This window comes from Rhodococcus sp. T2V (assembly GCF_029269925.1).
In the GTDB taxonomy this organism is placed as follows: Bacteria; Actinomycetota; Actinomycetes; order Mycobacteriales; family Mycobacteriaceae; genus Rhodococcus_F; species Rhodococcus_F koreensis.
This window is the reverse complement of record NZ_JARJBD010000017.1, coordinates 33,649-59,174: the sequence shown is the minus strand read 5'-3', so window position 1 is coordinate 59,174 and position 25,526 is coordinate 33,649. Positions and strand designations below refer to the sequence as shown.

The following is a 25,526-nucleotide window of genomic DNA, read 5'->3' as shown; positions in this document are numbered from 1 at the left end:
CTCCTGGGCTTGTGAAGTGAATGGTGAAGCGGTGGGTGGCGCCGGAAGTGGCCGCGGCGCCACCCACCGAGCCTGGATCAGGCAGGAACGGTGCTGCCTGCGCGGTATGCGGCGATGTGAGCGTCGCGTTCGGCGTCGGACATCTGGTTCAACAGCACGTTCGGGCTCTGGAAGGTGTTGCCCCGCACGTCGTCGAGGGTCCACAGCTTCTTCGGGTTGTCCAGATCGAGGTGCGGCTGACCGACCAGGGTCTTGCCGTCGTCGCGGACGTACCCGAGATCGGAGACGATGTCGGCGAGGTCCTTGCCGTGGTGCAGGGTCTCCCATTCACGGAACCCGGTGAGCCGTCCCATGTTCGGGGTCGGCTTACCCTGGTATTCCTCACGGAACGCGACGGCGTCGGTCCAGTAGCAGGTCTCCGAGCAGTAGGTCCGCCACTGGTCGTCCACCTTCTCGACCACCATGTCTTCGCGGATGAGCGCGGGCACCATGCAGGTCCAGCACCGGTGCGGGTACTGGTACCCGACCTCTTCGAATGCGATCGGCTTGTTGCGACCGGGGTAGGCGAGCCGGTTGTACTCCTCCCACCACTTGCCGTACTTCGAGTACCAGCCCGGGTACTTGTGCTCGAACCACTCGAAGTCCTTGTCGGTCATGGCATCGATACGCCAGTAGTTGACCGGCCAACCGGTGGCGAAGAACCGGGCCACCTCGTGGACGTAGCCCTTGTCCGTGATGCGCTTCCACGCCTCTTCGACCAGGTCGTGCGGAATCGTCAGGCCGTACTTCTCGAGCGGGATGAGGTAGCTGCGGTAGTAGTCGTCGTAGATCCAGCGACGCCACATCTCCGCGTAGCTCTCCCGGTCCTTGCGGCGGTCCTTGGTGCCGTATTCGATGAACGTGCCGATTGCGGCGTCGACGACGCAGTGGTTGTTCCACCACGCGTACCGCAGGTCGCGTTCGAGCAGTGGGCGATTCCGCTCGTCGGCGAGGGCCATCAGCAGGATCGAGTAACCGTTGGAGATGTGCCGCGACTCGTCGGACTGCACCGAGTGGAAGACGGTCGGCAGCAGGTAGTCACCGTTGGCGGCGGCCTCGTCGGGCATGGCGACGAACAGGGTGTTCGTGAACGCGGTCTCGGCGACCACTGTCAGGTAGATGTTGGCCGAGGTGATCGCGTCACCCGTGATGAATCCTTCGCCGAACTGCCGGCCGATGGTGCCCGCGTAGTTGTTCGCGAACGCCTTCTCCGTCATGTCGAACCCGGCCGGGTCGATGTAGTTGTTCATGTACAGCTTCTTGAGGTTCATCTGAATCGTCGAGTGACGAACCTCGTCGATCATCTGCACCGCGAGACCGTTGTGGATCTCCGGGTTGGGCACGGCGTCGATGGCCATCGGCATCGCTCGGGCGGCCGAGATCTCGGGGAACGGAATGATCGACAGGAACAGCTTCTGCCATTCGAGCCACCGTTGCTGCACCTGGCGGAACATGTTGCCGCGGATGGCGCCGTCCATGGCACCGTACACGCGGTTGTCCTTCTCCTCCTCCATCGGGAAGTAGGACCGCATGATCTGCTTGAGAGGGTCCTTCTTCGGAGCCTTCTCGAAGGTGTAGTCGGTGCCGAACCGGGTGGCCGGGGTTGCGAATGTCGGATCCCAGGACAGTTCGGTGATCTTCGCGTGGGCCTTTGTCAGGCTTTGCCTACTCAATGTGCGCCTCCTGGATCAAGAGCCGGCCGGGTGCCGGCTGCGGGGACGTTGTGCGATTGATTGAACCGCGTGACCCAGGTCTCGACCGTCTCAGTGTGAGACGACTGTCACATCCAGGCGGTGCGCTCCGCGCCCGTGAGTACTTATTACTTAACCGCCCGTGGTTAACAAGTACTCACGGGGGCGAAGCCCCCATCCGAGGGGTTGCGGAACACGAGTTTGCGCCACCTGGTCAGACCGTCCGGAAAGATCCGGTGAACGTGACTTTCAACGGCCGCGGGTTATCAAATTGAGACACCATCGCGCTCTGCTCTGAGGGATGCTCTCGCCGAACCGCATTCACCCGACCAGCCCCGGGTGACAGACAGGAGAAGTCGATGACCAACCCCAACGGACTCACCACCGTCGCCGGTGCACCGGTACCCGACAACCAGAACAGTCTCACCGCCGGCGCGCGCGGTCCGATGCTCTTACAGGACGTCTGGTTCCTCGAGAAACTCGCGCACTTCGACCGCGAAGTCATCCCCGAACGCCGGATGCACGCCAAGGGGTCCGCCGCTTTCGGCACCTTCCGCGTCACCCACGACATCACCACGCACACCAATGCCGACGTCTTCTCCGAAGTCGGCAAACAGACCGAGATCTTCCTGCGATTCTCCACCGTCGCAGGCGAGCGCGGCGCCGCCGACGCCGAACGCGACATCCGCGGATTCGCCGTCCGCTTCTACACCGGACAGGGCAACTGGGACGTCGTCGGCAACAACACCCCCGTCTTCTTCTTCCGCGACCCCCTCAAGTTCCCCGATCTCAACCACGCGGTCAAGCGCGACCCGAAGTCCAACCTTCGCTCGGCGCAGAACAACTGGGACTTCTGGACCAATCTCCCCGAGGCCCTGCACCAGATCACCATCGTGATGTCCGACCGCGGCATCCCCGACGGTTACCGGCACATGCACGGATTCGGCTCACACACTTACTCGTTCGTCAACGACGCCGGAGAACGCTCGTGGGTGAAATTCCACTTCCGCACCCAGCAGGGCATCAAGAACCTCACCGACGAAGAAGCCGCCGTCGTCGTCGCCGGCGACCGCGAGTCGGCGCAGCGCGACCTCTTCAACGCAATCGAGGAGGGCAACTTCCCGAAGTGGACACTCTCCGTCCAGATCATGCCCGAAGCCGACGCCGAGTCCTACCGCTACCATCCCTTCGACCTCACCAAGGTGTGGTCGAAGAAGGACTACCCCCTCATCGAAGTCGGTGAACTCGAACTGAACCGCAACCCGGAGAACTACCACGCCGACGTCGAACAGGCGGCGTTCTCCCCGGCGAACATCGTTCCCGGCATCGGATTCTCCCCGGACCGCATGCTCCAAGGCCGACTGTTCTCGTACGGCGACGCCGCCCGCTACCGCCTCGGCGTCAACCACCACCAGATCCCGGTCAACAGCCCGAGAGGCGCGACGCACGTCAATTCCTTCCACCGCGACGGCGCCATGCGAGTGGACGGCAACCAGGGCGGCATCCCGAGTATCGAACCCAACTCCCACGGCCGGTTTGCCGACCAGCCCAGCTACGCCGACCCGCCGCTCGGGGTGGGAGCAGTCGCCGACCGGTTCGACTATCGGGCAGACGACGACAACTACTTCGAACAGCCCGGGAACCTCTTCCGCAGCCGTGCGCTCCGCGCCCGTGAGTACTTATTAACCGCCCGTGGTTAACAAGTACTCACGGGTGCGAAGCACATCGAGGGCGATGTCGGTGATCATGTCTTCCTGTCCGCCGACGAGTCCGCGTTTGCCGACTTCCTGGAGGAGGGTGCGGACGTCGATGCCGTAGTTCTTCGACGCGGTTTCGGCGTGCCGGAGGAAGCTGGAGTAGACGCCGGCGTAGCCGAGGGTGAGGGTTTCCCGGTCCACGCGCACGGGCCGGTCCTGGAGGGGCCGGACGAGGTCGTCGGCGGCGTCCTGCAGCGCGAACAGGTCGGACCCGTGCTGCCAGTCGTGGAGGTTCGCGACGGCGATGAACGCTTCGATCGGGCAGTTGCCTGCGCCGGCGCCGTGCCCGGCGAGGGAGGCGTCGACGCGGGTGACGCCTTCTTCGACGGCGACGACACTGTTCGCGACGGACAGCGACAGGTTTTCGTGGGCGTGGATCCCGATCTGGGTGCCGGGGTCGAGGATGTTCCGGTAGGCGCGGACCCGGTCGCGGACACCGTTCATGGTGAGCCGGCCGCCGGAGTCGGTGACGTACACGCAGTGCGCCCCATACGATTCCATCAACTTCGCCTGCTTGGCGAGGTTGTCGGCGGGGGTCATGTGGCTCATCATCAGGAACCCGGAGACGTCCATGCCGAGTTCGCGGGCCTTGGTGATGTGCTGGGCGGCGACGTCGGCCTCGGTGCAGTGGGTGGCGATCCGGATGGAGCGGACCCCGAGCTTGTGGGCCTGTTCGAGTTCGGCGATGGTGCCGATACCGGGCAGCAGCAGGGTCGTCAGGGTGGCGTGGGTGAGGTTGTCGGCGGCGGCCTCGATCCACTCCCAGTCGGTGTGGCTGCCGGGCCCGTAGTTGAGGGAGCCGCCGGCGAGACCGTCGCCGTGCGCGACCTCGATGGCGTCGACCCCGGCGGCGTCGAGGGCGGCGACGATGCGGCCGACGTCGTCGGGGGTGATGCGGTGCCGGACGGCGTGCATGCCGTCACGCAGGGTGACGTCCTGGATGTAGAGCTTGGTCATGGTGCGACCTCCGCGGGGATCGTGTTCTGGATGCGTCGGGCGATGGATTCCGCGGTGCGCAGGGCGGCGGAGGTCATGATGTCGAGGTTGCCGGCGTAGGCGGGCAGGTAGTGTGCGGCGCCCTCGACCTCGAGGAACACCGACACCTTGGTGGTGACCGGTCCGGCGCCGTCGGGGAGCAGGGTGTGGACGGGTTCGCCGTCGGGGATCGGGGTGAACTGGACGTCCTGCTTGAGCCGGTACCCGGGCACATACTCGGCGACGCGGGCGGCCATCTCGGTGATCGAGGCGCGGATGGCGTCGTGGTCGGCGTCGCCGATGAGGGCGAGGACGGTGTCGCGCATCAGCAGGGGTGGTTCGGCGGGATTGAGGACGATGATCGCCTTACCGCGGGCGGCGCCGCCGACCTGTTCGATGGCGTGCGACGTGGTTTCGGTGAACTCGTCGATGTTCGCCCGGGTGCCGGGGCCTGCGGACTTCGACGCGATGGACGCGACGATCTCGGCGTAGGCGACCGGGGTGACGGCGGAGATGGCGGCGACGATGGGGATGGTGGCCTGCCCGCCGCAGGTGACCATGTTGACGTTGTCGACGTCCCCGTCGAGGTGCTGCTCGAGGTTGACCGGCGGCACCACGTACGGGCCGATCGCGGCTGGGGTGAGGTCGACCAGCTTCTTCCCGTAGGGGGCGAGGGCGGCGGCGTTGTCCCGGTGGGCCCCGGCGGAGGTGGCGTCGAAGACGATGTCGATGTCGGCGAAGGTGTCGAGGGCGATCAGACCCTGGACGCCGTCGGCGGTGGTCGGGACGTTCAGGCGGGCGGCGCGGGCGAGGCCGTCGGAGTTCGGGTCGATGCCTACCATCGCGCCCATCTCGAGGATGTCGGAGTTGCGCAGGACCTTGATCATCAGGTCGGTGCCGATGTTGCCGGAGCCGATGATCGCGACCGTGACCGTGGGGGTGTCGCTCATGAGTGGGTACCCTTCGAGAAGGTGGCGGTGACGGTGCCGAGGGTGGACAGTTCGGCGCGGACGGTGGTGCCGGGTGGGGTGGGGACCATCGGGCCGAGGGCGCCGGAGAGGATGACCTGCCCGGCGCGCAGCGGCTGCCCGTAGTCGCGGGCGGTGCGGGCGAGCCAGGCCAGGGCCTGTAGGGGGTCGCCGAGGCAGGCGGCGCCGGTGCCCTCGGAGACGAGTGCGTCGCCCGAGTACAGCTGCATCACGACGTCGCGGGGTTCGAATTCGTCCAGGGTGAGCCAGTTCTCGCCGAGGACGTACAACCCGGAGGAGCCGTTGTCGGCGACGGTGTCGGTGATGGTGATGTCCCAGTCCGCGATGCGGGAGTCGACGATCTCCAGCGCGGCGGCGGCGCGGGCGACGGCGCCGCGGATCTGGGCGTCGTCGAGGTCGCCGTCGATCAGGTCGGCACCGAGCACGAACGCGATCTCGGCCTCGGCCTTCGGTTGCAGCAACCGGCCGCTGGGCACCTCGGACAGGGCGGTGACGTCCATGTCCGCGAACAGCACCCCGAAGTCCGGTTGGTCCACCCCCAACTGCTGCTGCACGGCCGGCGAGGTCAACCCGATCTTGCGGCCGGTGACCGTCCCCCCGGCGGCGAGACGCCGGTCGGTCAGCAGTTGCTGCACGGCATACGCCGCACCGATGTCGGTGGTCCCGAGCAGGTCCCGCACCGGCGCACAGGGTCGTGCGGTCGCGGCCGTGAGCCGCTCCGCGGCGGCCTGGATCGACGAATTCGGGAGGGCCGTAGAGGTAGTGGTGGGCATCGATGACCTCGCTGTGGGCTGGTTCGAGTGGGACGTTGCGCGCGTTGCTGCTTGTACTGTGCTGGGCTGGATGGTGATACTCAACGAATGAGTCCCGTAGAACGGAACACTTCTTCGGCGGGTGACGAGCCGACGTCGGTGGTCCGGCGGATATCGGATCTGCTCGCGGCGTTCGGTCCCACCGACACGACGCTGGGCGTCAACGAGTTGACCCGGCGCACCGGGATCCCGAAGGCGACGGTGTCGCGGTTGGTGAAGGAGATGGAGGGCGTCGGGTTTCTCGAGCGCAGCGGCGTCAAGGTAGGGCTCGGACTGCGGCTGTTCGAGCTCGGGGAACGGGCGTCGCGGCGACGTTCGGTCCGTGAGGTGGCGCTGCCGTTCCTCGCCGACCTGCGGGAAGCGACACGGCAGACGGTGCACCTGGCGATCCTCGACGGGGCCGAGGTGGTGTACGTCGAGATCCTCCCGGGGCGGGATGCGCCGTGGCTGCCGTCCGGCGTGGGTGGGCGTCTCCCCGCACACGCGACGGGGGTGGGCAAGGCTCTGCTCGCGGGATCACCGCCCGCGGCATTCGAGGCCGTGGTCGCCGCCGGGCTGTCGCGGGTGGGTCCGCGCACCATCACCGCGCCCGGAGCGCTGGTACGTCAGTTGCGGCGGATCGCGTCGACCGGCATCGCGTACGAGCACGAGGAGTCGGCGCCCGGCGTCGCGTGCGTCGCCAGCGCCGTCCGCGTCGACGACGGTCCGCCGGTGGCCGCCGTCTCGGCGTCCGGGTGGATCGGCAAGGTCGACATCCGGCGCGTCGGGCCCGCCGTGCACACCACCGCACTGAGCATCACACGAGCGCTCACCGAGGCAGGGGATCGAAGTACCGGTCGGTGAGGTCGGCGCTGGAATCAGCCGGCCGGCGACAGCAGGGCGCGAGTAGGGCCCTCATCCCGCGGCCACATCGAACTACGGCTGTGTCACTTCCGCCAGAACAGGTGGTGGGTCACGCCGCTCGGACTGGGCACGACGTCGCAGTGGAACCGGTCGAGCAACTCGTCGGGAGATTCCCACAGTCGCGCCCCGGACCCAAGTTCGATCGGTGACACCACCACGTGCAGGGTGTCGACGAGGTCGGCGTCGAGGAACTCCCGGATTGTGGTGGCCCCGCCGCCGAGCCGGACGTCCTTACCCTGCGCCGCCTCCCGCGCCTGCTCGAGGACCGTGGCCGGATCGGCGTCGACGAAGTGGAACGTGGTGTCGGAGAGCGTGAACGACGGACGGACGTGGTGGGTCAGCACGAATACCGGGGTGTGGAACGGGGGTTCGTCGCCCCACCAGCCGCGCCACTCGTAATCCGCCCACGGCCCGCGATGCGGACTGAACTTGTTGCGGCCCATGATCTCGGCACCGATATTGCGGTCGTAGTCGCGGATCAAGTAGTCGTCGAGGCCGCGGCTCCCGCCGGGGCCGGTGCGCATGTGCCAACTCGCCGTGGCACCCGCCCACGCGAACAGGACACCAGGGTCGGCGTGACCGAACGGCCTCTCGAAGCTCTGGCCGTCACCGGCACCGAACCCGTCACGCGAAACGTTGAAGTTCTGGACTCTCAGCAACTGACTCATTCGGATCCTCCTGCGCTCTCGACGATGGTAACGATGAACAGGACCAGGCCCCTCCGCCGCGCGCCAGCTATGCGCTCTGCGCGATCTCGGTCTCGACGCCCTCGAGGAAGACCCTCAGCATCTCGACGAACAGCCGCTCGTCGGACCACGAGTTGTTCTGCATCGTGCTCGCCAGGTCGGCGTCGAATTGCTCCGGCTTCGCGAAGGGGGCCATCGCCGGTCGGCCGGTGGCCACGCACATGGCCGAGCCGATCGTCATCCGGTGGATCGACTCGAGGATGAACATCTGGAAGTTGACGGGCACACCGTGCGCGCCCAGGACGCGGCAGTGCTCCGCATACAACTTCTCCAGCAGCCCGCGGGGAAAGTACTCCACGACGATCGGCACGGCGCGCTGGTGAGCGAGCAGCGCTTGGCGGACCAGCACGCAGGCCTCCACCAGCCACTGCTTCCAGTCGTCGTCCGCGCCGGGGTCCGGTTCACGCGACGTCTCCAGGACGATCGACCGGGCGACCTCGGAGAGAATCTCCGCCTTGTCGCTGAAGTGGTTGTACAGCGAGGGCGCTCGAATGCCGAGTTTCGCAGCCATCTTCTCCAGGCTCAATGCGCCCGGGCCGTCGGCGTCGACAATGTCCAGCGCGGCCCGAACTGCGGTATCACGCTGAATCATTGGCCTGCGGCCCACGAGTACTCCTCATTCCGGTGATCAGCATTCGACTACGCCCGATTCGGACAGGGTCGAGATCACGTCCCTTCCTCCGACGGCCTTCCCTGCCCGAAAACTAGCACCGTTAGTAATTCGCGTCAAGACTGTTCGGACACGGTGCGTGACGGTATCCGCCACCCTTGCGCCGCTCGAATCCCACATGGCTCCACAAGGTTCGACGGTCGCCGGCTCGGATTCCGGTCACGGTCCCCACAACTCGGGGAGCCCTTGCGAAGCCCTGGGAATCCGCGAGGGCGGCCGCACCACCGGCCAGGTGCGGTTCGCTGGTTGGTTTTTCACGACTCTTGACCGATTAGCCTAATGGTACTAGTTTTCGGGGTGACTCGAGCCACAGCCACCTTTCACAGCGCGACCCGCCATCGGCGCGCACCCATCAGTCCCGCTCTGAACAGGAGGAATCATGGTCCTCGTAGACGAGAATCAGACTCGCAACATCCAGTCCCGCCGCACACGCGCACTCCGGGCGCTGCTCCATCACCTCGACGACAAGGTCACGGATCAATTCGCGGAGATCGAGCGATTCGAGGCCGTCGACTACCACGACCCCCTGCGGGCCGAACTCGAGCGTGATCGCATCTTCGGCGAGGTGCCGTTCATCGTCGCGCACTCCTCCGAACTCGCGAAACGAAACGACTTCGTCACCGTGGACCTGCCACGCAACAAGGTGGTGGTGATCCGTCAGCGTGACGGTGGCGTCAAGGCGTTCGTCAACGCCTGCCGGCACCGCGGCGCGCAACTGGTCACCGAGGGATCGGGCACGTGCCGTCTCTTTTCCTGCCCCTACCACCGGTGGTCGTACAGCCCCGACGGTGCGCTCCGGACCGTGAGCCTCGACCACACCTTCGGCGACTTCGACCGCTCGAAGTTCGGACTCGTCGAGATCCCCGTCGAGGAGCGGCACGGGTTCATCTGGGCAATCGACAACGCGAAACGGGAGATCGACGTCGCGGCCTGGCTGGGTCCGGACATGGACGCCATCATGGCCGAATACGAACTCGACAAGCTGGTCAGCATCGACCCGCACCCGTACGAGCGGCCGGTCAACTGGAAGATCATGCAGGACGGCTTCCTCGACAACTATCACGTCAAGTACGCGCACCCGAACACCGCGGGAAAGATGCTGCACACGAACGCAGTCACGCTGGAGGACTTCGGTAAATCCTTCTGGTTCCTGACCGGCCGCAAGAGCGTCGACCAGTTCATCGGCCAAGAGGTCGAATGGACCAGGGACATGGAGGCGCACACGATCGAGAGTTGCTTCCTCGCCCCCAACGCCATGCTGCTCAAGCACGCGACCCACTTCGAGTTGCTCACGTTCCGGCCCATCGGTGCCGATCCCGACCAGTCGCTCATGGAGATGCGCATTCTCGCACCGAGCGTCGAAGACAGCGGCCTCGAACCCGAGCACTGGCGCAAGCGCTGGGCCAAGAACTGGAGCATCCTCATCGCGATCCTGCACGACGAGGACTTCCCGATCCTCGACAGTTCACAGGCAGCGCTCGCGAGCCTGGACGCGGGCACGATGCTCCTGGGCCGCAACGAGCTTTCGAGTCACCTGTTCCGCCGGGTCGTGAACCGCCTGATCGGTGGAGCCGGAGCGGGAGGATGACGATGAGCCTGCACGGCCGGGAGCTCGAGGACCCGGAACTCGTCACCCTGCACTGGAACGACGGCGGCCCGGATGGGCAGGCACTCGACCTGATCGCCCGCGCGGCCCGGGCGGATGCGGAGATGAGCTTCGGCCCCGACCTGCGCCATCCCAGCTACGAGCGTGCGTTCCTGACCGCGCAGGTGTACACCCGGTTGCGGCGGTGGAACGCACCCCGCGCGAAGGGCCCGGCCCTGGCCGCCGTGATCACCCTGACCTCGCCATCCGAGCGCGGCCCGATCGTCATCGACGCGGTGGTGGACCCCGACTTCCGGTCGACCGGGGTCATCACCGCGGCCTTCGAGACCCTCGGGCAGTCCCCTCCCGAGCAACTCGGCGCCGGAGGTCGGTCCGTCGCGGCGTGTGCGTACGGCTCGCACCCTGCCGCACTGCGAACGGCGAACCGATTCGGAGCACAGGTGAGCGCCGTTCGCGACGTTCTGGTGCTTCCGTCGAAGGACGACAATCTGCGGTCCCGGTTACCCTCCGGCTCAGTGCATTTCCGCGCCGTCCCTACCGGCAACGCCGTCGGAGGTGAGCGGCAGCAGGTGGCGTGGCGGCTCGTCGACGGTGACACCCCACGCGCGCTGTATGCAGCGACTCACCGGGAGACCGGGGACGTCGCGGGCTTCTTCGCACTGCAGGATCGTGGCGGAGCCACCCGGCTCGTGGTCCTCGGACCGTCCGTGCCGGACGCGGAGGACGAGACCGCACTCCGCGGGATCGTCGGCGCCGCACTGCCGCTGCTGTGGGACCGCGAGGACGGCATCGTCGAGGCGGTCGTCGAGCAGACAGATGTCCTGCTGGTGGAGACCCTGCGGTCGGCCGCGTTCCAGCACGACCGGACCGACATCGTATTCGAGTCCGATCTCGTCCGAAAGACAATCCCCAGCAGCTGAGAGCCCCAACCAAGAACCCCTCGACAGAAGGAACACTGCCATGGACAGCAACATCCTGGGCCCCGTCTCCGCCTGGCCTGTCCGCCAACCCGACGAACCCGTCGTGGAATGCGGCGGTGAGGTACTCACACGAGCCGAACTCGACGCCGCCTCGAACCGGGTGGTCAACGGTCTCATCGCCCACGACGTCAACCCCGGAGACCGCGTCACCATCGTCGGACGGCCGTCGTGCAACTGGGCGATCGTCGCGCTCGCCGTGATCAAGGCCGGCGCCGTCCTGTGCCCGCTGAACGAACGCAACGGGCAGCACGAGATCACACAGGCGTTGACGCAGCTCGAGCCGAAACTGGTTGTGGCGGCGGACAAATTCCGGGCCGCACTCGATCCCGCGATCGAGCATCTCGGCGCCGGCCAACCGGTGGTCGATCTCGACGTGTTCGCCCAGGCAACCGCACCCGTACCCGACGTCCCGCGAGTGCTCGAAGCCGAGGGCGACGACCCCGTGGCCATCCTGTCGACGTCCGGATCGACGGGGTCACCGAAGGGTGTTGTCTTCACCCATAATTCCCTGTTGAGCGCGTTCTTCGAGTGGTGCCTCCAGGAGCCCGGATTCATGCGGGTCCGCTCCCTCAACGTCAGCTCCATGGCATTCGGCGCCGGCCTTCTCAACGGGTTCCTGGGACCGTTGGTCCTGGGTGGCAGCGTGGTGTTCCTGCCGGAGTGGGATCCGAAGGTCGCGCTCGGGATCATTCGGGACCGCAAGATCTCGCATCTGGGCGCCACGACGATCTTCTACGAGCAGATGGCCGCCGACCCCGAGTTCGCCGACGCCGACCTGTCCTCGCTGACCGTGGCGTTCACCGGGGGTAACCCGGTCACCGTCGAACTGATCGAGGCGTGGTCGGCGAAAGGCATCGGGCTCCGGCAGGTGTACGGTCTGACCGAATCACTGTCGAACGCGTCGATCCCGACCGTCGAGATGGCGATCAATCACCCGGACAGCGTCGGGCTGGGCGGGGTTCTCAACCAGTTCGTGCTCAAGAATGCCGACGAAAAAGACTGCGCTCCCGACGAACCCGGCGAGATCTGGATCCGGGGTCCCGGACTGGCCGGCGGCTACTGGCGCGACGAAGCGCAGACGCGAGCCAACTTCGTGGACGGCTGGCTCCGCACCGGGGATGTGGCGGTACGCGACGAAGCCGGACGCTTCCGCGTGGTGGGCCGGATCAAGGACGTGATCATCTCCGGCGGCATCAACATCTATGCGGCAGAACTGGAACGGGTGATCATGGAGCTCGAGAACGTACTCGAGGTGGCCGTGATCGGCGTGGCCGACGAGGAGTTCGGTGAAACACCGGCCGTGCTGCTACGTGCCAGCGGGGCGTTGACGGCAGAGGATGTGGTCAACCACTGCCGGACACGCCTCGCACGCTACAAGACGCCACGTTACGTCGAATTCCTCGCCGACCCACTGCCTCGGACCGCGGGAATGAAGATCAACAAGGCCCCGCTGCGAACCACGTACGCGGACCTGCCCGACCGGGCGCACCCCGTCAAGGTCGGCGAGCTGCAAGACAGTTGACCGCGACACCTCCGGGCTCCACGACCGAATCCGCCACGGGTGGGCCGACTTCCTGGTTCAGTGGACGTCGTCGGGGTGGGGTCCTGTTCGCTCGTTCCGGTCCAGTGCCGTGATCTGCGCGATCTCGTCGGCGTCGAGCGCGAAGTCGAACACGTCGATGTTCGCGCGCATCCGTTCCGGTGAAGACGATTTCGGCAGAGGCACGATGTCGCGCTGCAGATGCCACCGCAGCACGAGCTGAGCGAGGGACACGTCGTGCCGGCGTGCGAGTTCGGTGAGGACCGGATTCTCCTGCAGCCGGCCACGGGCGAGCGGTGCCCACGCCTGGGTGTGGATGCCCAGGCTCCGATGGAGTTCCACCATAGGCTGCTGAGGCAGCAAGGGATGTATTTCGATCTGGTTCACCACCGGCCGCACGGCGGCGACGTCGAGCAGCCGGTCGAGGTGATCGGCCTGGAAGTTCGAGACTCCGATCGCCCGGATCCGCCCGGCGGCGTGGAGTTGTTCGAGTGCCCGCCACGTGTCGAGGTACGCGCCACGAGCGGGGGCGGGCCAGTGGATCAGGCACAGGTCCACGTAGTCCAGGCCGAGGCGGGCAACGCTGCTCTCGACGGCGTCGAGGGTCGACCGGTAACCCTGGTCCTCGTTGGAGACCTTCGTGGTCACGAACAGTTCCTCGCGGGCCACACCGGAATCGGTCAGCGCGCGGCCGAGGGAGCGTTCGTTGCCGTACATCGGAGCGGTGTCGAAGGCCCGGTACCCGGCCGCCAGTGCGTGCCGGACGGTGGCTCCCATGGTGTCGTCGGGAATCTGAAACACCCCGAATCCGATGGCGGGCATCACAACCCCGTTGCTCAGGGTGACCGACGGAATCGTCGTTGCCTCGGTCATGTGATCGAGTACCCGCCGTCGACGGGCAGCACGACGCCGGTGACGTAGCGGGCGGCGTCGGAGACGAGGAAGAGCACGACATCGGCGACGTCGTCACCGTCGGCGAACCGCTGCAACGGAATCCGGCTCAGCTTCTGGGCGCGGAACTCCTCCTGGCCGAGAACTTCGGCGGTCATCGGGGTCTCGATGTAGCCCGGCGCGATCGTGTTCAGGCGCACGCCCTGCGGCCCGAGTTCGACCGCCAGGCCCTTGCCGAGTTGGGTGAGAGCGGCCTTGGTCGCACCGTAGGGCACGATGCCGGGCACCGCGCGGTCGGCGGACAGCGAGGCGATGTTGACGACACTGCCGCCCGACGCGATCAGCGCTTTCATCGCCTGCCGGGTCAGCCGGTACACGGCCGAGAGGTTCACGTCGACCAACCGCTGCCAGCCGTCCTCCTCCACATCGATCGCGGGGGTCCGCAGCTGGATGCCTGCCGCGTTGATCAGGATGTCGAGGCTTCCGGCCACCTGCTGGGCGCGGTCGACGGCGGATGCGCTGAAGGCTGGATCGGTGAGATCCCCGCACAGCCCGTGCCCGCCGATCCCGTCCATGACCTCGGTGATCTTCGGGTCGGCGTCGACTCCCACCACCACGACGCCGTGCGCCGCGAGCGCCCGGGCGATAGCGGATCCGATTCCTCCGGCCGCTCCGGTGACGATGGCGGCCTTGCCCTTCAGTTCGGTGACCTGTGTTGATGCGCCCACGGTGTGGCTCCCTTCGGGTGGCGCGGCGACGGCGAACAATCCTGACCCAGTCGCGCCGGAAAATGCTTTCAGTGAGTGAACTGAGACCCAATACGGTCTAGACCTTGCTGTTCATCACAGTATATCGTGATCCCTAGTTCAGCAAGAAAGCGATTTCAGGAGATTTCATGGCCTCGATTGTTCTTCCCGACCTCGATCGTTCGACCGGCACGCTCGTGCTCGGTGCGCCCGCCCGGCTGGACACCCGGTCCACGGCGCCGACCAGCAGGGCGGTGTACGCGGCCTCGCACGTGGTCGCCGATCCGCTGCGCGCGTCCGCCGAGAACGCCGCGGACCAGATCGACTGGGACGCCACCCTGCAACTGCGCCACGACCTGTGGTCGCTGGGGCTCGGGGTGGCCGAGTCGATGGACACCGCGCAGCGAGGCATGGGGCTCGACTGGGCCGGCGCGCGCGAACTCGCCGTCCGCACCCTCACCGAGGCGAAGTCGGTCGGCGGCCGGGTAGTCGTCGGTGTCGCCACCGATCAGCTGAAGACGGATTCGCCCTCGCTTGAGGAGATCCGCGACGCCTACCTCGAGCAGGTCGAGACGATCGAATCCGCCGGCGGCGAGGTGGTGCTCATGGCCAGCAGGCACCTCGCCCGGGCGGCCGGCGGCCCCGCCGACTACCTCTCCGTCTACGACGCGGTGCTGGCGGCGGCCACCCGGCCGGTCGTACTGCATTGGCTCGGTTCGGTGTTCGATCCCGCACTCGACGGCTACTGGGGATTCTCCGACCCGTCGGCGGCGATGGACACCGTCCTGCAGATCATCACCGCCCACCGCGAACGGGTGCGCGGCATCAAGGTGTCGCTGCTCGACCCGGCGCTCGAGATCGCCCTGCGGCGGCGGATGCCCGACGGTGTCCGGGTGTTCACCGGCGACGACTACAACTACGTCGACCTGATCGCCGGCGACGGCACCCACACCAGCGACGCCCTCCTGGGGGCGTTCGCCGCGCTCGGCCCGTTCGCGTCCGCCGCGTTCGCCCGCCTCGACGACGGCGACGAGCAGGGCTTCCGGAACATCCTCGGCCCCACCGAAACCCTGAGCCGGCTGCTGTTCGCCGCACCGACGCAGTACTACAAGGTCGGCGTGGCGTGGCTGGCGTACCTGGGCGGCAAGCAGGACCATTTCCGGATGATCGGCGGCTTCGAAACCGGCCGCAGCCTGACCCATCTCGCCGAACTGGTCCGCGCCGGCGACGCGATCGGCCTGTTCACCGATCCGGACTTCACCGCCGCACGCGCCTCGGCGTACTTCGCGGTGCACGGGATCCGCTGACATGGACCTCGCGCGGTGCAGCCTGAACTCCGTCACCGTCAAGGGATCGGGATTCACGCAGGTGGCCGACCTCGCCGAGAAGTGGGGGTTCGGCGGCGTCGGCCTGTGGCGGGACGTGCTCGAGGGCCTGGACCTGACCCCGGCGGCCACCCGGCTGCGGCAGTCGGGCCTGCGGGTCAGCAGCGTCTGCCGCGGCGGGATGTTCCCGCAACCGACCGCCACGCTGCGGCGAAAGACCATGGACGACAACCGGGTCGCCGTGGATCAGGCGCACGCCCTGGACGCGGAATGCCTCTACCTCGTGTGCGGCGCCGCGTACGGCGACCTCGCCGGCGCCCGCAGACAGGTCCGCGACGGCATCGCCGAACTCGAGCCCTACGCGCGAGCGGCGGGGGTGCGGCTCGCCGTCGAACCGATGCACCCGATGATGGCGTCGAGCCGATCCGTCATCACGTCGCTGCAGGAGGCGAACGATCTGGTCGAGTCCATCGACTCCGACCTGGTGGGGATCGGGATCGACTCGTATCACGTGTGGTGGGACGCGGCGCTGCCGGACCAGATCGCCCGGGCCGGCGACAAGCTGTTCTCCGTCCAGCTCGCCGACTGGGTGACCCCGATCCACGGTGAGTTGAGCAGCCGCGGCATGCCCGGCGAGGGCTGCATCGACATGACCGGATTCGTCGCCGAATGCGAGCGCGCCGGTTATCGGGGACTCGTGGAGGTCGAAGTCCTCAGCGACCGGTGGTGGGCCGAGACCGCCGTGGTAGCCACCCAGGCCGCCACCGAAGGCCTCGCCCGCATCTGAGTGTCCGAGCGTCGGCCTGGCGTGAAGCCGGCGCTCGGCCTGACCGCAACCCTCGAGGGCGCACCGCTCTGCCGGGCGGGTCGCCGCTCAGCCGTCCGCGTCGTGGCTCGGGGTGTTCTCGAGTAGTCGTTCGAGGTAGTTGAGGTCCTGCCGCAGGAGTGCGATCGCCCGCGCGGGTCCTTCGAGCCCGGTCGGGGTGGACTCTTCGTGAACGACGGCGCGCAGTGCCATGTCCGCGAGTTGAGCGGCGACGGCGCGGTCGTCGTCCTCTTTCCCTGGCTGGTGCCACCAGGCGATCCAGTTGAGCATGCCGATGATGCCGAGTGCCGAAGTCCGCGGATCGACCGGACGCATCTCGCCGGCTTTGATGCCGTCTTCGATGACGGTGATGAATTCCTTCAGCACGTGCCGGCGGCTCTGCTGGTACCTGCGCGCGATGTCGTCCGGAAGTTCCGCTTCGGATCGGATGATCAGCCTGAAGCGGTCGGGGTTCTCACCTTGGTGCATGGCGATGGCGACCGCCATTTCGCGCAGCTTCTCGGTGGGGCCGAGTTCGGTGCGCTCGTTGATCTCGTGCAGCAGGGCGGCGGGAGTCTCGGTGCTCTCGCTGACGAGCCGCGAGAGCAGTTCGTCCTTGTTGGCCACGTAGTGATAGAGGGCGGGCCGGGTCAGACCGGTGGCGTCGGCGATGTCCTGCAGGGTGGTGCTGGCGAATCCCCGCTCGGCGAACAACCGGGTGGCTTGCTCCATGATCTGCTTCTCGACCAGCTCGCGGCGAGGATTGCGACCGGCAGCGCTGTCCTCGGAGGGCTGCGCTGCCGGGCCGGCCGTTGCCTTGCCGCGGCCTCGCCGACTGGGCGTGGCCTGCTCACGTGTCATGCCCGAAGGATAGTGCGAGCCGGATGCGGTCCGCGTAGTCATGCCGGTGCCCGGGTGCCGGACATGACCGGTTCGGGTTCCGCGGACGCCGGTTCGGTGAAGAACGCGAGGTGCGCTCGTGCGCTCGCCAGACCGGCCGCGACGTCGGCCCGGTGTGTCGCGGGGGCCTCGACGACGACGGTCGCCGAGGTGGCCCGGAGTAGACGTTCGGCGAGGTCGAGGCGGTTCAGTACGGCGGCGCGGGTGTCCGGTCCGGTGAGCCACAGTGTCTCCGCCGGCGGTGCGTTCTCGACGACGGCGTCGGCCGCTGCGTCCCAGGCGGAGGTCGATACGACGTCGATCTTCGCCGTCGTGGGTGTGTCGCGCAGGTCTGCCGGCGCGATCCGGTTGGCGAAGTTTGCACCGTGGTGGGCCAGTGGTTGCGCGAGGATCCAGTCCGTGATGTCGGCGGGGGATACGGTGTCGGCGGGCCGGCTCGCGTAACTCGCGAGGCCCTGGGACACGACGGTCGGCGCCGACTCGGCGAACCGGTCCAGACCGACCTTCCCCGCCCGGGTCATGTACGCGATCATCAGCTGATCGACGGGCAGGTCCATGCGCTGCGGGAACGATTCCCACCAGAGTTCGCTGCGGTGGGCGATCTGCTGAAGGTGTTCGACCGCGGGGCGGCGGATCCGCTCGTATTCGGTGAGGGCATCGTCGAGGTTCGCCGCGCTCGTCAGGGCGTGGTCGAGCGCGATGGCGTCCTCCATCGCGAGTTTGGTGCCGGATCCGATCGAGTAGTGCGCGGTATGGGCGGCGTCGCCGAGGAGGACGACGTTGCCGCTGTGCCAGCGTCGGCAGCCGACTGTGCGGAACCGCATCCACTTCGTGCGGTTTCCGATGAGCCGATGGTGCTGCAGGGTTTCCGCGAACACGTCCTGGAGGTACTGCAGTGAGACCTCGTCGCTGTCCTGGGGTGCGGTGCGATCGGTGGAGGCGTCGAATCCGGCTCGCCGCCAGGTGGCTTCATCGGTTTCGATGAGGAAGGTGCTGCGGTCCGGCGCGTACGGGTAGGCGTGGGCGACGAACGTGCCGTGTTCGGTGGTGACCGGCACGAAGATGGCGCTGGGGAGTGCGAAGTCGGTTCCGCACCACAGATACAGTCCGGCACCGGTGTCGATTCGCGGTTCGAACTCGTCGGCGAGCTGCGTGCGGGTGGCGCTGTTGATTCCGTCCGCCGCGATGACGAGGTCGGCGTCGAGGTCCGCGGCCTCGCACCGTTCGCCGAAGCGCAGGTGCACGCCGGCGTCCTGGGCGTGCTGTTGCAGCACCGCGAGCAACGTCGTGCGTGCGATCGCGAGGAGATCGCCGTGCGCGAGCCGGGCGACCTCGCTCCCGACCTGCATCGACATCTCGTGCGGGTGAGCGGCGGCCACGATCGCGTCCAGCGACGCGGCGTCGGCGTCGCGGAGGTTGCGCTGGGTTCGGGAGGCCAGACCGACGCCGAATCCGAATGTCGTGTCCGGGGAACTCTGTTCGTAGACGGTCACCTCGGCGTCCGGGTGACTTCGGTTGAGCAGTCTTGCGGCGTAGAGACCGCCGGGGCCGCCGCCGATCACTGCGACTCGCTCGAGGTTCATGGGCTGACTCCAGTCTGTGTGACGTTTGCGTTGATTATTCTACGTATATGTCGATTGGTCAATCCGGCAGGGCGAAAGGGCGTGAACGACTTTCGGGGCACACCTGTGCAGGCATGCCCCGAAAGTGGTGATCCGCAGTCGATTCGCGCTGCGGGCCCTACACGACCGCGCGGGGCACGTCCGCTTCGGCGAGGAGTTTCGCCGCGATCTCGGCACGCAACCGCTTCTTGTCGATCTTGTTCACGTTCGTGTGGGGCAGGGAGGGTACCCACTCGAGTCGTTCCGGCCACTTGAATTTGGCGACGCCGAGTTTCGCGAGGTGCTCCTGAATCTCGCTGAGCGGCAGATCTTTCCCGTCCCTCGCGATCAGATACGCACACGTCTTCTCCCCGAGGCGGGGATCGGGCATGGCGACGACCGCGGCATCCGCGATGCCGGAATGCTCGAGAAGGAGTAGTTCCACTTCCTCGGCGTTGACCTTCTCACCGCCCCGGTTGATGAGGTCCTTGATGCGGCCCTCGATCGACAGATAGCGCCCGCCGTCGATGACGGTGATCGCGGCGAGGTCTCCGGTGCGGTAGAACCCGCCAGGGGTGAAGGCGGCCGCGTTGTGGTCGGCCGCGTCGAAATAACCGGGAATGGTGTACGGCCCACGGCAACACAATTCACCCACCTCCCCGTCGGCGAGTTCGCGCTCGCCGCCGGGTTCGAGGATGCGAATTTCGTCGTCGGAGGCGATCGGTGTGCCCACCGTGGTCAGGCGGGCCCGCGCGGGCGAGTCGAGCGGGGTCACCGTGAACAATCCCTCGGACATCCCGAACAGCTGCCCCGCCCAGTGGCCGGCACCGTCGTCGACGCGGTCGAACAATTCGGCGGGAACCTTGGCGCCGGACAGCACGACGCGACGCAGCGTCTCCCGCGCCTTGTCGAAGCCGGGGCCCAGCACCGCCTGGTAGTGGCCGTGCCCGATGAGGACTTCGGTCGCCTGCGCCTTCGCCATCAGCTCGAAGGCCGTCGGCGCATCGGCGGTGGCCAGCACCAGGCATGCGCCGACCGAGTGCGCCGCGTGCAGCCCACACGAGATTCCGGCGTTGTGGATGATCGGAATCAGGTGCGCCACCCGGCTGTCCTGGTCCCACCCGAGGCGCTGCGCGTACATCCGGGCGTTGTTCCAGTACTCGGCGTGGATCCGTGGAATGACCTTGGGGACACCGGTGGTGCCGCCGGACAGCTGGAACGCGGCGACGTCGAGCGGATCGATCTGCGTCTCGATCTCCTCGACGGCGGCCCGGGCCGCATCGGGATCCGTGCCGGCCCCGAGATCCTCGAGTCGAATCATGTCCGGCCCGCCGGTGCCCGCCCCGTCTCCGACGGTGATGACGTGCCGGATGCTGGGGTGGCCGTCGGCGTGCTCGCGGGCGAATTCGACGAGGTCGAACGTGGGCAGTCCGGCCTCGACGAGGTGGGCGACGGCGCCGACCGTGCGGCTGACGTGCCCGATCTCGTGCATGCGGTGCGCGGCCAGAGTGGCCACCGGGACCAGCCCGGCCTTGATGCATCCGTACCACGCGAGGACCGTCTCGAGCCGATTGGTCAGCTGAAAGATCACCGGATCCAGTCGGCGGAGTCCGAGCCCGATCAGTCCGGCCGCGATCTCGTCGGTGCGCCTGTCCAGCTCGGCGAAGCTCATCGAGCCCTCCGCGCTGATCACCGCCGGCCGATCCGGGAACCGGATGGCGACCTGATGCAGCCGCCGCCCGGTGGGGTCGTCGCTCCACGCCCCGCTGTCGCGATAGCGGGCGGCCCGGTCGTCGGGGAACGTGACGAGGCGTCCGCCCCAGTCCGAGAATGTCACCGCTGTCCTCCTTCCCTCCATTGTGCGAGTACCCGGACTGTCACCGCTCCGCCACTGCGGGCAGGAGCCGGGCCACATCGAGGGCGTGATCGGGGTGATCGGCGGGCACGATGCCGGAGTAGACGGCAGTCCAGCAACCGGGGCAGCACAACTGCCGGAAGACGACGGGGGTGTCCACGTACTCCGCCGGATCGGACGTGACCTGCGGCCCCGCCGTCGACGACGGACCCTCGAACCGGGCCAGATCGAGGGAGGTGCTGTTCTTCTCGTCGCCGAGGAGGCGTCCGCACTGCGCGCATGCGATCACCCGGGTGTCTCCGACGGTGACCTCGGCCAGGTTGTCGTCGAGCCTGCGCGCCCCGGCGAGCTCGACCACGGGGGCGTCGGCCAGGGTTCCTCCGGAGCGATCCCGGCGCTCCGTGCGCATCGCGTCCCGCCGATCCGAGGTCCGGATCTCATCGGCGTCGCCGTCGGCGAGGACGACACCGTAGACGGTCTCGGCACTGTGCTCGGTGACCTTGCCCTCGCGGACGTCGGCGGCCACCGCGGCCGGATCGCGCAGCAGGGGGTCACCGTATCCGCCGCCGCCCTGCCAGTGCATGTAGAGCACTTCGCCTGGGGCGACATAGCTTTCGGCGTAGCAGGCACCGAATTCGCGACCGCCGTCGAGGTCGTCCAGCGAGCCCGGGATGCGGCCGGAAGCGAGCTGCTCGACCACGCCGGTGTCGCGGGCGAGGACTTCCACCCCGGTGTTGCCGGGGTAACCGCCTGCGAGTCCGTTGTTCTGGGCGACGGCCTTGCCCGCGGACGCCAGGACCAATCCCATCGGCAGGCTGGTGCCGTACGGGGTCACGGCGATCGAAGCACTCACACCACCGCGCTGGCGTCCCGGCCCGCCGGAGTCGGGTTCCTCCCGTCGCCACAGCGTCAGCAGCGGGTAGAGGAATTCGGTCATCTCGGTGTCCGGGATCCGACCCATCGGGATACAGAACAGGCCACCGGTGTCCATGCCGTCGGCGGTCGGGCGGGCGCCGTATCCACCGGACATGGGTTCCATCATGATGTTCAGGAACGGCACGGACTGCTCGGGCCGCTCATCGAGACCGGCGATCACCGCGGTGTCCCACGTGCCGCAGCACGCGGCCTGAACGCTCTTGCCGAGATCGACTGAACGGTCGAGCATCTGGGACAGGCATTCGGCGATCAGCGTCCCGGTCAGCCAGGCCGGTCCGATCGGTCCGCGGCTGACCGCGGCGGGGAAAGTGGCGTTGTTGATCGTGCCCTCCTCGGAGACCAGATCGAAGCAGCGCATCAGCCCGCCGGCGGACCACGGGATGTCACCCGCGAGGATCGGCAGGAGGGCGAGCATCACGCCGCCGCGCATGCCGGCGTACGTGCAGTTGATGACACCGGTCTGCGGATCGGTGCCGGTGAAATCGAAGGTGAGATGGTCCGCGGTCTTCGTCATCGCCACGGTGATCTTGTGGATTCCGCGGTCGCCGGTGTGGGACTGGTCCTGGTAGCCGGTGGCCTTCCACGTGCCGTCCGGCAACGACCCGAGCTTTCCGCGCAGGCGCCCCTCGGCGTCCGCCATCATCCGCTTCATCACGGCCTTGACGGTGTCGGCGCCGTACTGCTCGATCACCGCGAGCAGACGGTTGCGGCCGACGGTGTTGGCACCGATCTTCGCGCGCAGGTCGAGCCCGACGAGCATCGGCACCCGCGACCGCCGCACCCAGGCGTCGGCGACGTCGCGCTGCAGTTCGTAGTCGCGGACCACCTTGATCGGCGGAGTGGGCAACGACTCGGAGAAGACGTCCTTCGCCGACGGGTCGAACGAGCCGAGCCCGGACCCGCCGAGGTCGGGTTCGTGGCAGATGGCGCTGGTCCACCCGAACAGCTTGCCGTCGTAGAAGACCGGCTGGTAGACGATCACGTCGCTCTGGTGCAGGCCGCCCCCGACCCAGGGGTCGTTGCACAGGAACATGTCACCCTCGGTGATACCCGGGTTGGTGGCACGGTGCTGGAGGGTCCAGTAGATGGCGAGGTCGACGGCGCCGACGAGCATCGTGTTGTACAGGCCGACCTGGACTTCCTGGCCGATCTCGTCGCTGATCGCGAAGTCGAAGTCGTTCGCGTCGGTGACGATGGGGGAGCCGGACATCCGTTTGAGGGCCTCGCCCATCTCGTCCGTGACCGACCACAGCCGGTGCCGGATGACCTCGTAGGTCAGCGGGTCGAGTTCGTCGATCTGCTCCTGGGTGACGCTGTGGACGGGTAGCGACGGCGGCAGTGAGCGCGAGAGTTCGTCGGGGTCGATCGGTCGGCTCGAGAAAATTTCGGCGCCGGGGATTTGCATGGTCATCTTGGGGTGCTCCTACTGGGCGACGATGTTGAGGTTGCCGAGGCGGTCGACGGTGCCGGTGGTCTCGTGCGGGACGACGACCGTCGTGGTGGGGACCTCGACGATCGCGGGACCCTGGAGGACGTGTCCGGCGAGCAGTTTGCTGTAGTCGTAGACGTCGGTGTCGGTGTAACCGATCCGCCCGTCCAGGCACACCTTGCGGGTGCCGATCTTCGCGGCGGACGCGTCGGCCGAGTCCGCGGATTTCAGTTCGGGCAGGGTGGGGGAGAAGGGCAGGACACCGGTGACGCGCACCCGGTAGGTGATCGCCTGGATTCCGGCCTCCCGGAATCCACTGTCCTGTCCGTAGAGTTCGGCGTAGCGCTGCTCGAACAGGTCCGACGCCCGGGCGACTCCCGCGGCGTCGAGGCTTCCGGCCGGGACCGGTGTCGCCACCTCCGCCAGCTGCATGGTGTAGCGCATGTCGATCTCCCGTTCGACCTCGACGCCGGTGAACTTCAGCCCCTGCCGGTCGAGTGCTGCCCGGACCTGTTGCTCGAGCTGGTCGAAGTTGCGTTCGGCCCGGGCGGGATCGAGTGGCATCGCGGCCGGGTCCGACAGCTCGGCGGCGAGCACGATGTTGGACGACGCCAGACCGTAGGCGGAGAACGCGGAGGCCACCTGGCCGAGGGGGACGACGACCTCGCGGACCCCGACCTCGCGGGCGTAGGCGGCGCAGTGCGCTGGGCCGGCACCGCCGAATGCGTAGAGCACGAAGTCGCGAGGATCGTGCCCGGCCTCGACCACGGTCTTGCGGAGCAGGTCACCGGTCTGGGCGTTCTGCACCGCGTAGATCGCGGCGGCGGCGTCCTCGATCGACAGTCCCAGGGGTTCGGCGATCCTGGTGCGGATCGCTTCCCGTGCGAGTTCCTTGTCGAGTGGCTTGCGGCCGCCGAGAAGGCCGCGTTCGGGCAGGATCCCGAGCACGAGATTCGCGTCGGCGTTGGTGGGTTCGGTGCCGCCCTGCCCGTAGCAGGCGGGCCCGGGCACGGCCTGCGCGCTGTGCGGGCCGATCTGCAGGTTGCCACCCTGGTCGACCCAGGCGATCGCGCCGCCGCCGGATCCGATGGCGTGCACCTCGAGGGTGGGGACGTTGATCGGGTGGGGGTTGATGATCGTGCTGGACGCGCGCACGGGCTCACCGTCGACGACGAGTCCGACGAGGAAGGTGGTGCCGCCGACGTCGGTGGCGATGATGTTGCGGTGCCCGAGCTGGGTGCCGAGCGACACCGCTCCGACGACGCCGCCGGTGAGCACCGATCCGACGGTGCTGATCGCGTTCTTCGGCGCCTCGGCGGCGGCGACGGCGCCGCCGTTGCTCTGCATCACCAGCAGCGGTCCGGCGAGTTGGCGGTCACGCAGCTTCGACTCCAGTTCGCCGAGGTAGTCCCGCAGTCCGGGGCCGATCTGGGTGCTCATGATGGTGGTCGCGTTGCGGGCGAACTCGCGGATACGCGGGCTCACCTCACTCGACAGGGACACGAACATCGTCGGGTCGATCTCGTGGACGAGTTCGCGGATCCGCTGCTCGTGCGCCGGGTTGCGGAACGACCAGAGCAGCGAGACGGCGATCCCCGACACCCCGTCGGCGACGAGGGCGTGAATCGCCTCGCGGGCCGAATCCTCGTCCAGTGCCACGACGACGTTGCCGTCGCGGTCCAGGCGCTCCGTCACTTCCAGGGCATGCTTCTTCGGTACCAGACCGTGAGACTTGCTCTGCCCCATCACGTTCTGCAGCTGCTCCGGGGAGCTGCCCAGGTACCGTCCCTCGACGTTCATGATGTAGATCGAGTCGCGGTGCCCCTTGGTGGTGAGGAACCCGACCGGCGGCACGTTCCCCATGACCAGGGCGTTGAGCGAGGACGTGGTTCCGTGCGCGATGTGGTGTGTGTTCGCCAGCATCTCCTCGACCGGACACCCCAGTTGCTCGGCGAGCACGTCGAGGACGTCGATCACGCCCTGCGAATAGTCCGGCGGGGTCGAGGGAGCCTTCGCGGCGAGAACTGTGCCGGCATTGTCGTCCAATACCGCATCCGTGAACGTGCCACCGACGTCCACTCCGATCACATATGCCATTACGTCTGCGCTCCTTCGAAATGAGGTGGAAGTTCCCGACCGGTGCGAGGTCGTCCTCCAACACCGTCTTACGTCAATGTCGAGTATTCGACGTGCTTGATGACATGTCAAGAGCGGATTGTGAGAGCAGTCACGTCCTGGGTGCTTCTGCGGACCCGGACGTGGGGCTTGACGAATTGTCGCAGACGTCGAATACTCGTCATAAGCGTAAATCAACGCATGCCGGGGTGCTC

Annotated in this window: 19 protein-coding genes and 1 pseudogene; 7 read left to right on the top strand and 13 right to left on the bottom strand. The window is 67.4% G+C overall.

Annotation, left to right across the window (positions count from 1 at the left end):
* Positions 1 to 77: 77 nt before the first annotated feature.
* Positions 78 to 1,712, bottom strand: a complete 1,635-nt coding sequence (locus tag P3H15_RS16590) for a methane monooxygenase (protein ID WP_276138247.1) — start codon at positions 1,710 to 1,712, stop codon at positions 78 to 80.
* A 377-nt stretch (positions 1,713 to 2,089) separates the two neighbouring features.
* Here P3H15_RS16590 and P3H15_RS16585 point away from each other — a divergent pair.
* A pseudogene (locus tag P3H15_RS16585) lies at positions 2,090 to 3,379 on the top strand (catalase); the annotation flags it as partial.
* Positions 3,380 to 3,412: 33 nt separating this feature from the next.
* On the opposite strand, the gene dmpG reads toward P3H15_RS16585, so the two are convergent.
* Genes dmpG through P3H15_RS16570 form a run of 3 tightly spaced genes read right to left on the bottom strand, consistent with a single transcriptional unit; the run spans position 3,413 to position 6,224 of the window.
* Positions 3,413 to 4,444: a 4-hydroxy-2-oxovalerate aldolase gene (gene dmpG / locus P3H15_RS16580; protein ID WP_276138246.1), complete on the bottom strand. Its 1,032-nt coding sequence runs from the start codon at positions 4,442 to 4,444 to the stop codon at positions 3,413 to 3,415.
* Positions 4,441 to 5,412, bottom strand: a complete 972-nt coding sequence (locus P3H15_RS16575) for an acetaldehyde dehydrogenase (acetylating) (protein WP_276138245.1) — start codon at positions 5,410 to 5,412, stop codon at positions 4,441 to 4,443. The genes dmpG and P3H15_RS16575 overlap by 4 nt, the downstream gene beginning before the upstream one ends.
* The gene (locus P3H15_RS16570; protein WP_276138244.1) at positions 5,409 to 6,224 is read right to left on the bottom strand and encodes a 2-keto-4-pentenoate hydratase; all 816 of its coding nucleotides are present in this window, start codon (positions 6,222 to 6,224) and stop codon (positions 5,409 to 5,411) included. Before P3H15_RS16570 ends, P3H15_RS16575 begins: the two co-directional genes overlap by 4 nt.
* A gap of 87 nt (positions 6,225 to 6,311) precedes the next feature.
* On the opposite strand from P3H15_RS16570, the gene P3H15_RS16565 reads away from it, so the two are divergent.
* Positions 6,312 to 7,106 carry an IclR family transcriptional regulator gene (locus P3H15_RS16565; RefSeq protein ID WP_276138243.1) on the top strand — a complete coding sequence of 265 codons (795 nt, stop codon included), beginning with the start codon at positions 6,312 to 6,314 and terminating at the stop codon, positions 7,104 to 7,106.
* Between the two features lie 83 nt (positions 7,107 to 7,189).
* On the opposite strand, the gene P3H15_RS16560 is transcribed toward P3H15_RS16565, so the two are convergent.
* Positions 7,190 to 7,834, bottom strand: a complete 645-nt coding sequence (locus P3H15_RS16560) for a dihydrofolate reductase family protein (protein WP_276138242.1) — start codon at positions 7,832 to 7,834, stop codon at positions 7,190 to 7,192.
* A 67-nt stretch (positions 7,835 to 7,901) separates the two neighbouring features.
* A complete protein-coding gene (locus P3H15_RS16555; RefSeq protein ID WP_276138241.1) occupies positions 7,902 to 8,519 on the bottom strand; it encodes a TetR/AcrR family transcriptional regulator in 618 nt (205 codons plus the stop codon).
* A gap of 442 nt (positions 8,520 to 8,961) precedes the next feature.
* On the opposite strand from P3H15_RS16555, the gene P3H15_RS16550 reads away from it, so the two are divergent.
* The 3 genes from P3H15_RS16550 to P3H15_RS16540 are packed head-to-tail and all read left to right on the top strand — an operon-like array spanning position 8,962 to position 12,690.
* Positions 8,962 to 10,170: an aromatic ring-hydroxylating dioxygenase subunit alpha gene (locus P3H15_RS16550; protein WP_276138240.1), complete on the top strand. Its 1,209-nt coding sequence runs from the start codon at positions 8,962 to 8,964 to the stop codon at positions 10,168 to 10,170.
* A gap of 2 nt (positions 10,171 to 10,172) precedes the next feature.
* Complete coding sequence (locus tag P3H15_RS16545) at positions 10,173 to 11,108, top strand: hypothetical protein (RefSeq protein ID WP_276138239.1); 936 nt, start codon at positions 10,173 to 10,175, stop codon at positions 11,106 to 11,108.
* A gap of 40 nt (positions 11,109 to 11,148) precedes the next feature.
* Entirely contained in the window at positions 11,149 to 12,690 is a 1,542-nt protein-coding gene (locus tag P3H15_RS16540; RefSeq protein ID WP_276138238.1) for a class I adenylate-forming enzyme family protein, read from the top strand.
* A 57-nt stretch (positions 12,691 to 12,747) separates the two neighbouring features.
* Here the strand turns inward: P3H15_RS16540 and P3H15_RS16535 are convergent, their stop codons facing one another.
* Positions 12,748 to 13,581: an aldo/keto reductase gene (locus P3H15_RS16535; protein WP_276138237.1), complete on the bottom strand. Its 834-nt coding sequence runs from the start codon at positions 13,579 to 13,581 to the stop codon at positions 12,748 to 12,750.
* Positions 13,578 to 14,327, bottom strand: coding sequence for an SDR family NAD(P)-dependent oxidoreductase (locus tag P3H15_RS16530; protein ID WP_276138236.1), 750 nt, complete (start codon positions 14,325 to 14,327; stop codon positions 13,578 to 13,580). The genes P3H15_RS16535 and P3H15_RS16530 overlap by 4 nt, the downstream gene beginning before the upstream one ends.
* 167 nt (positions 14,328 to 14,494) lie before the next feature.
* Here P3H15_RS16530 and P3H15_RS16525 point away from each other — a divergent pair, with 167 nt between their 5' ends.
* Both P3H15_RS16525 and P3H15_RS16520 read left to right on the top strand, forming a co-directional pair.
* A complete protein-coding gene (locus P3H15_RS16525; protein WP_276138235.1) occupies positions 14,495 to 15,652 on the top strand; it encodes a dihydrodipicolinate synthase family protein in 1,158 nt (385 codons plus the stop codon).
* A 1-nt stretch (position 15,653) separates the two neighbouring features.
* Positions 15,654 to 16,457 carry a sugar phosphate isomerase/epimerase gene (locus P3H15_RS16520; RefSeq protein WP_276138234.1) on the top strand — a complete coding sequence of 268 codons (804 nt, stop codon included), beginning with the start codon at positions 15,654 to 15,656 and terminating at the stop codon, positions 16,455 to 16,457.
* Positions 16,458 to 16,544: 87 nt separating this feature from the next.
* On the opposite strand, the gene P3H15_RS16515 is transcribed toward P3H15_RS16520, so the two are convergent.
* The 5 genes from P3H15_RS16515 to P3H15_RS16495 all read right to left on the bottom strand — a co-directional run bounded on the left by P3H15_RS16515 (position 16,545) and on the right by P3H15_RS16495 (position 25,293).
* Positions 16,545 to 17,336 carry a TetR/AcrR family transcriptional regulator gene (locus P3H15_RS16515; RefSeq protein ID WP_276138233.1) on the bottom strand — a complete coding sequence of 264 codons (792 nt, stop codon included), beginning with the start codon at positions 17,334 to 17,336 and terminating at the stop codon, positions 16,545 to 16,547.
* A gap of 38 nt (positions 17,337 to 17,374) precedes the next feature.
* The gene (locus P3H15_RS16510) at positions 17,375 to 18,958 is read right to left on the bottom strand and encodes an FAD-dependent monooxygenase (protein WP_276138232.1); all 1,584 of its coding nucleotides are present in this window, start codon (positions 18,956 to 18,958) and stop codon (positions 17,375 to 17,377) included.
* Positions 18,959 to 19,115: 157 nt separating this feature from the next.
* Positions 19,116 to 20,813 carry a (2,3-dihydroxybenzoyl)adenylate synthase gene (locus P3H15_RS16505; protein WP_276138231.1) on the bottom strand — a complete coding sequence of 566 codons (1,698 nt, stop codon included), beginning with the start codon at positions 20,811 to 20,813 and terminating at the stop codon, positions 19,116 to 19,118.
* A 40-nt stretch (positions 20,814 to 20,853) separates the two neighbouring features.
* Positions 20,854 to 23,178 (bottom strand): hydantoinase B/oxoprolinase family protein, encoded by a 2,325-nt coding sequence (locus P3H15_RS16500; RefSeq protein ID WP_276138230.1) that lies wholly within the window; start codon positions 23,176 to 23,178, stop codon positions 20,854 to 20,856.
* A 12-nt stretch (positions 23,179 to 23,190) separates the two neighbouring features.
* On the bottom strand, positions 23,191 to 25,293 hold the full coding sequence (locus P3H15_RS16495) for a hydantoinase/oxoprolinase family protein (protein ID WP_276138229.1): 2,103 nt from the start codon (positions 25,291 to 25,293) through the stop codon (positions 23,191 to 23,193).
* Positions 25,294 to 25,526: the final 233 nt, after the last annotated feature.

Coding starts and splice junctions, on each gene's coding strand:
- P3H15_RS16500 (WP_276138230.1), bottom strand. CDS start 23,178: ATGACCATGCAAATCCCCGGCGCCGAAATTTTCTCGAGCCGACCGATC.
- P3H15_RS16510 (WP_276138232.1), bottom strand. CDS start 18,958: ATGAACCTCGAGCGAGTCGCAGTGATCGGCGGCGGCCCCGGCGGTCTC.
- P3H15_RS16570 (WP_276138244.1), bottom strand. CDS start 6,224: ATGCCCACCACTACCTCTACGGCCCTCCCGAATTCGTCGATCCAGGCC.
- P3H15_RS16525 (WP_276138235.1), top strand. CDS start 14,495: ATGGCCTCGATTGTTCTTCCCGACCTCGATCGTTCGACCGGCACGCTC.
- P3H15_RS16495 (WP_276138229.1), bottom strand. CDS start 25,293: ATGGCATATGTGATCGGAGTGGACGTCGGTGGCACGTTCACGGATGCG.
- P3H15_RS16540 (WP_276138238.1), top strand. CDS start 11,149: ATGGACAGCAACATCCTGGGCCCCGTCTCCGCCTGGCCTGTCCGCCAA.
- P3H15_RS16565 (WP_276138243.1), top strand. CDS start 6,312: ATGAGTCCCGTAGAACGGAACACTTCTTCGGCGGGTGACGAGCCGACG.
- P3H15_RS16550 (WP_276138240.1), top strand. CDS start 8,962: ATGGTCCTCGTAGACGAGAATCAGACTCGCAACATCCAGTCCCGCCGC.
- P3H15_RS16560 (WP_276138242.1), bottom strand. CDS start 7,834: ATGAGTCAGTTGCTGAGAGTCCAGAACTTCAACGTTTCGCGTGACGGG.
- P3H15_RS16575 (WP_276138245.1), bottom strand. CDS start 5,412: ATGAGCGACACCCCCACGGTCACGGTCGCGATCATCGGCTCCGGCAAC.
- P3H15_RS16520 (WP_276138234.1), top strand. CDS start 15,654: ATGGACCTCGCGCGGTGCAGCCTGAACTCCGTCACCGTCAAGGGATCG.
- dmpG (WP_276138246.1), bottom strand. CDS start 4,444: ATGACCAAGCTCTACATCCAGGACGTCACCCTGCGTGACGGCATGCAC.
- P3H15_RS16515 (WP_276138233.1), bottom strand. CDS start 17,336: ATGACACGTGAGCAGGCCACGCCCAGTCGGCGAGGCCGCGGCAAGGCA.
- P3H15_RS16535 (WP_276138237.1), bottom strand. CDS start 13,581: ATGACCGAGGCAACGACGATTCCGTCGGTCACCCTGAGCAACGGGGTT.
- P3H15_RS16545 (WP_276138239.1), top strand. CDS start 10,173: ATGAGCCTGCACGGCCGGGAGCTCGAGGACCCGGAACTCGTCACCCTG.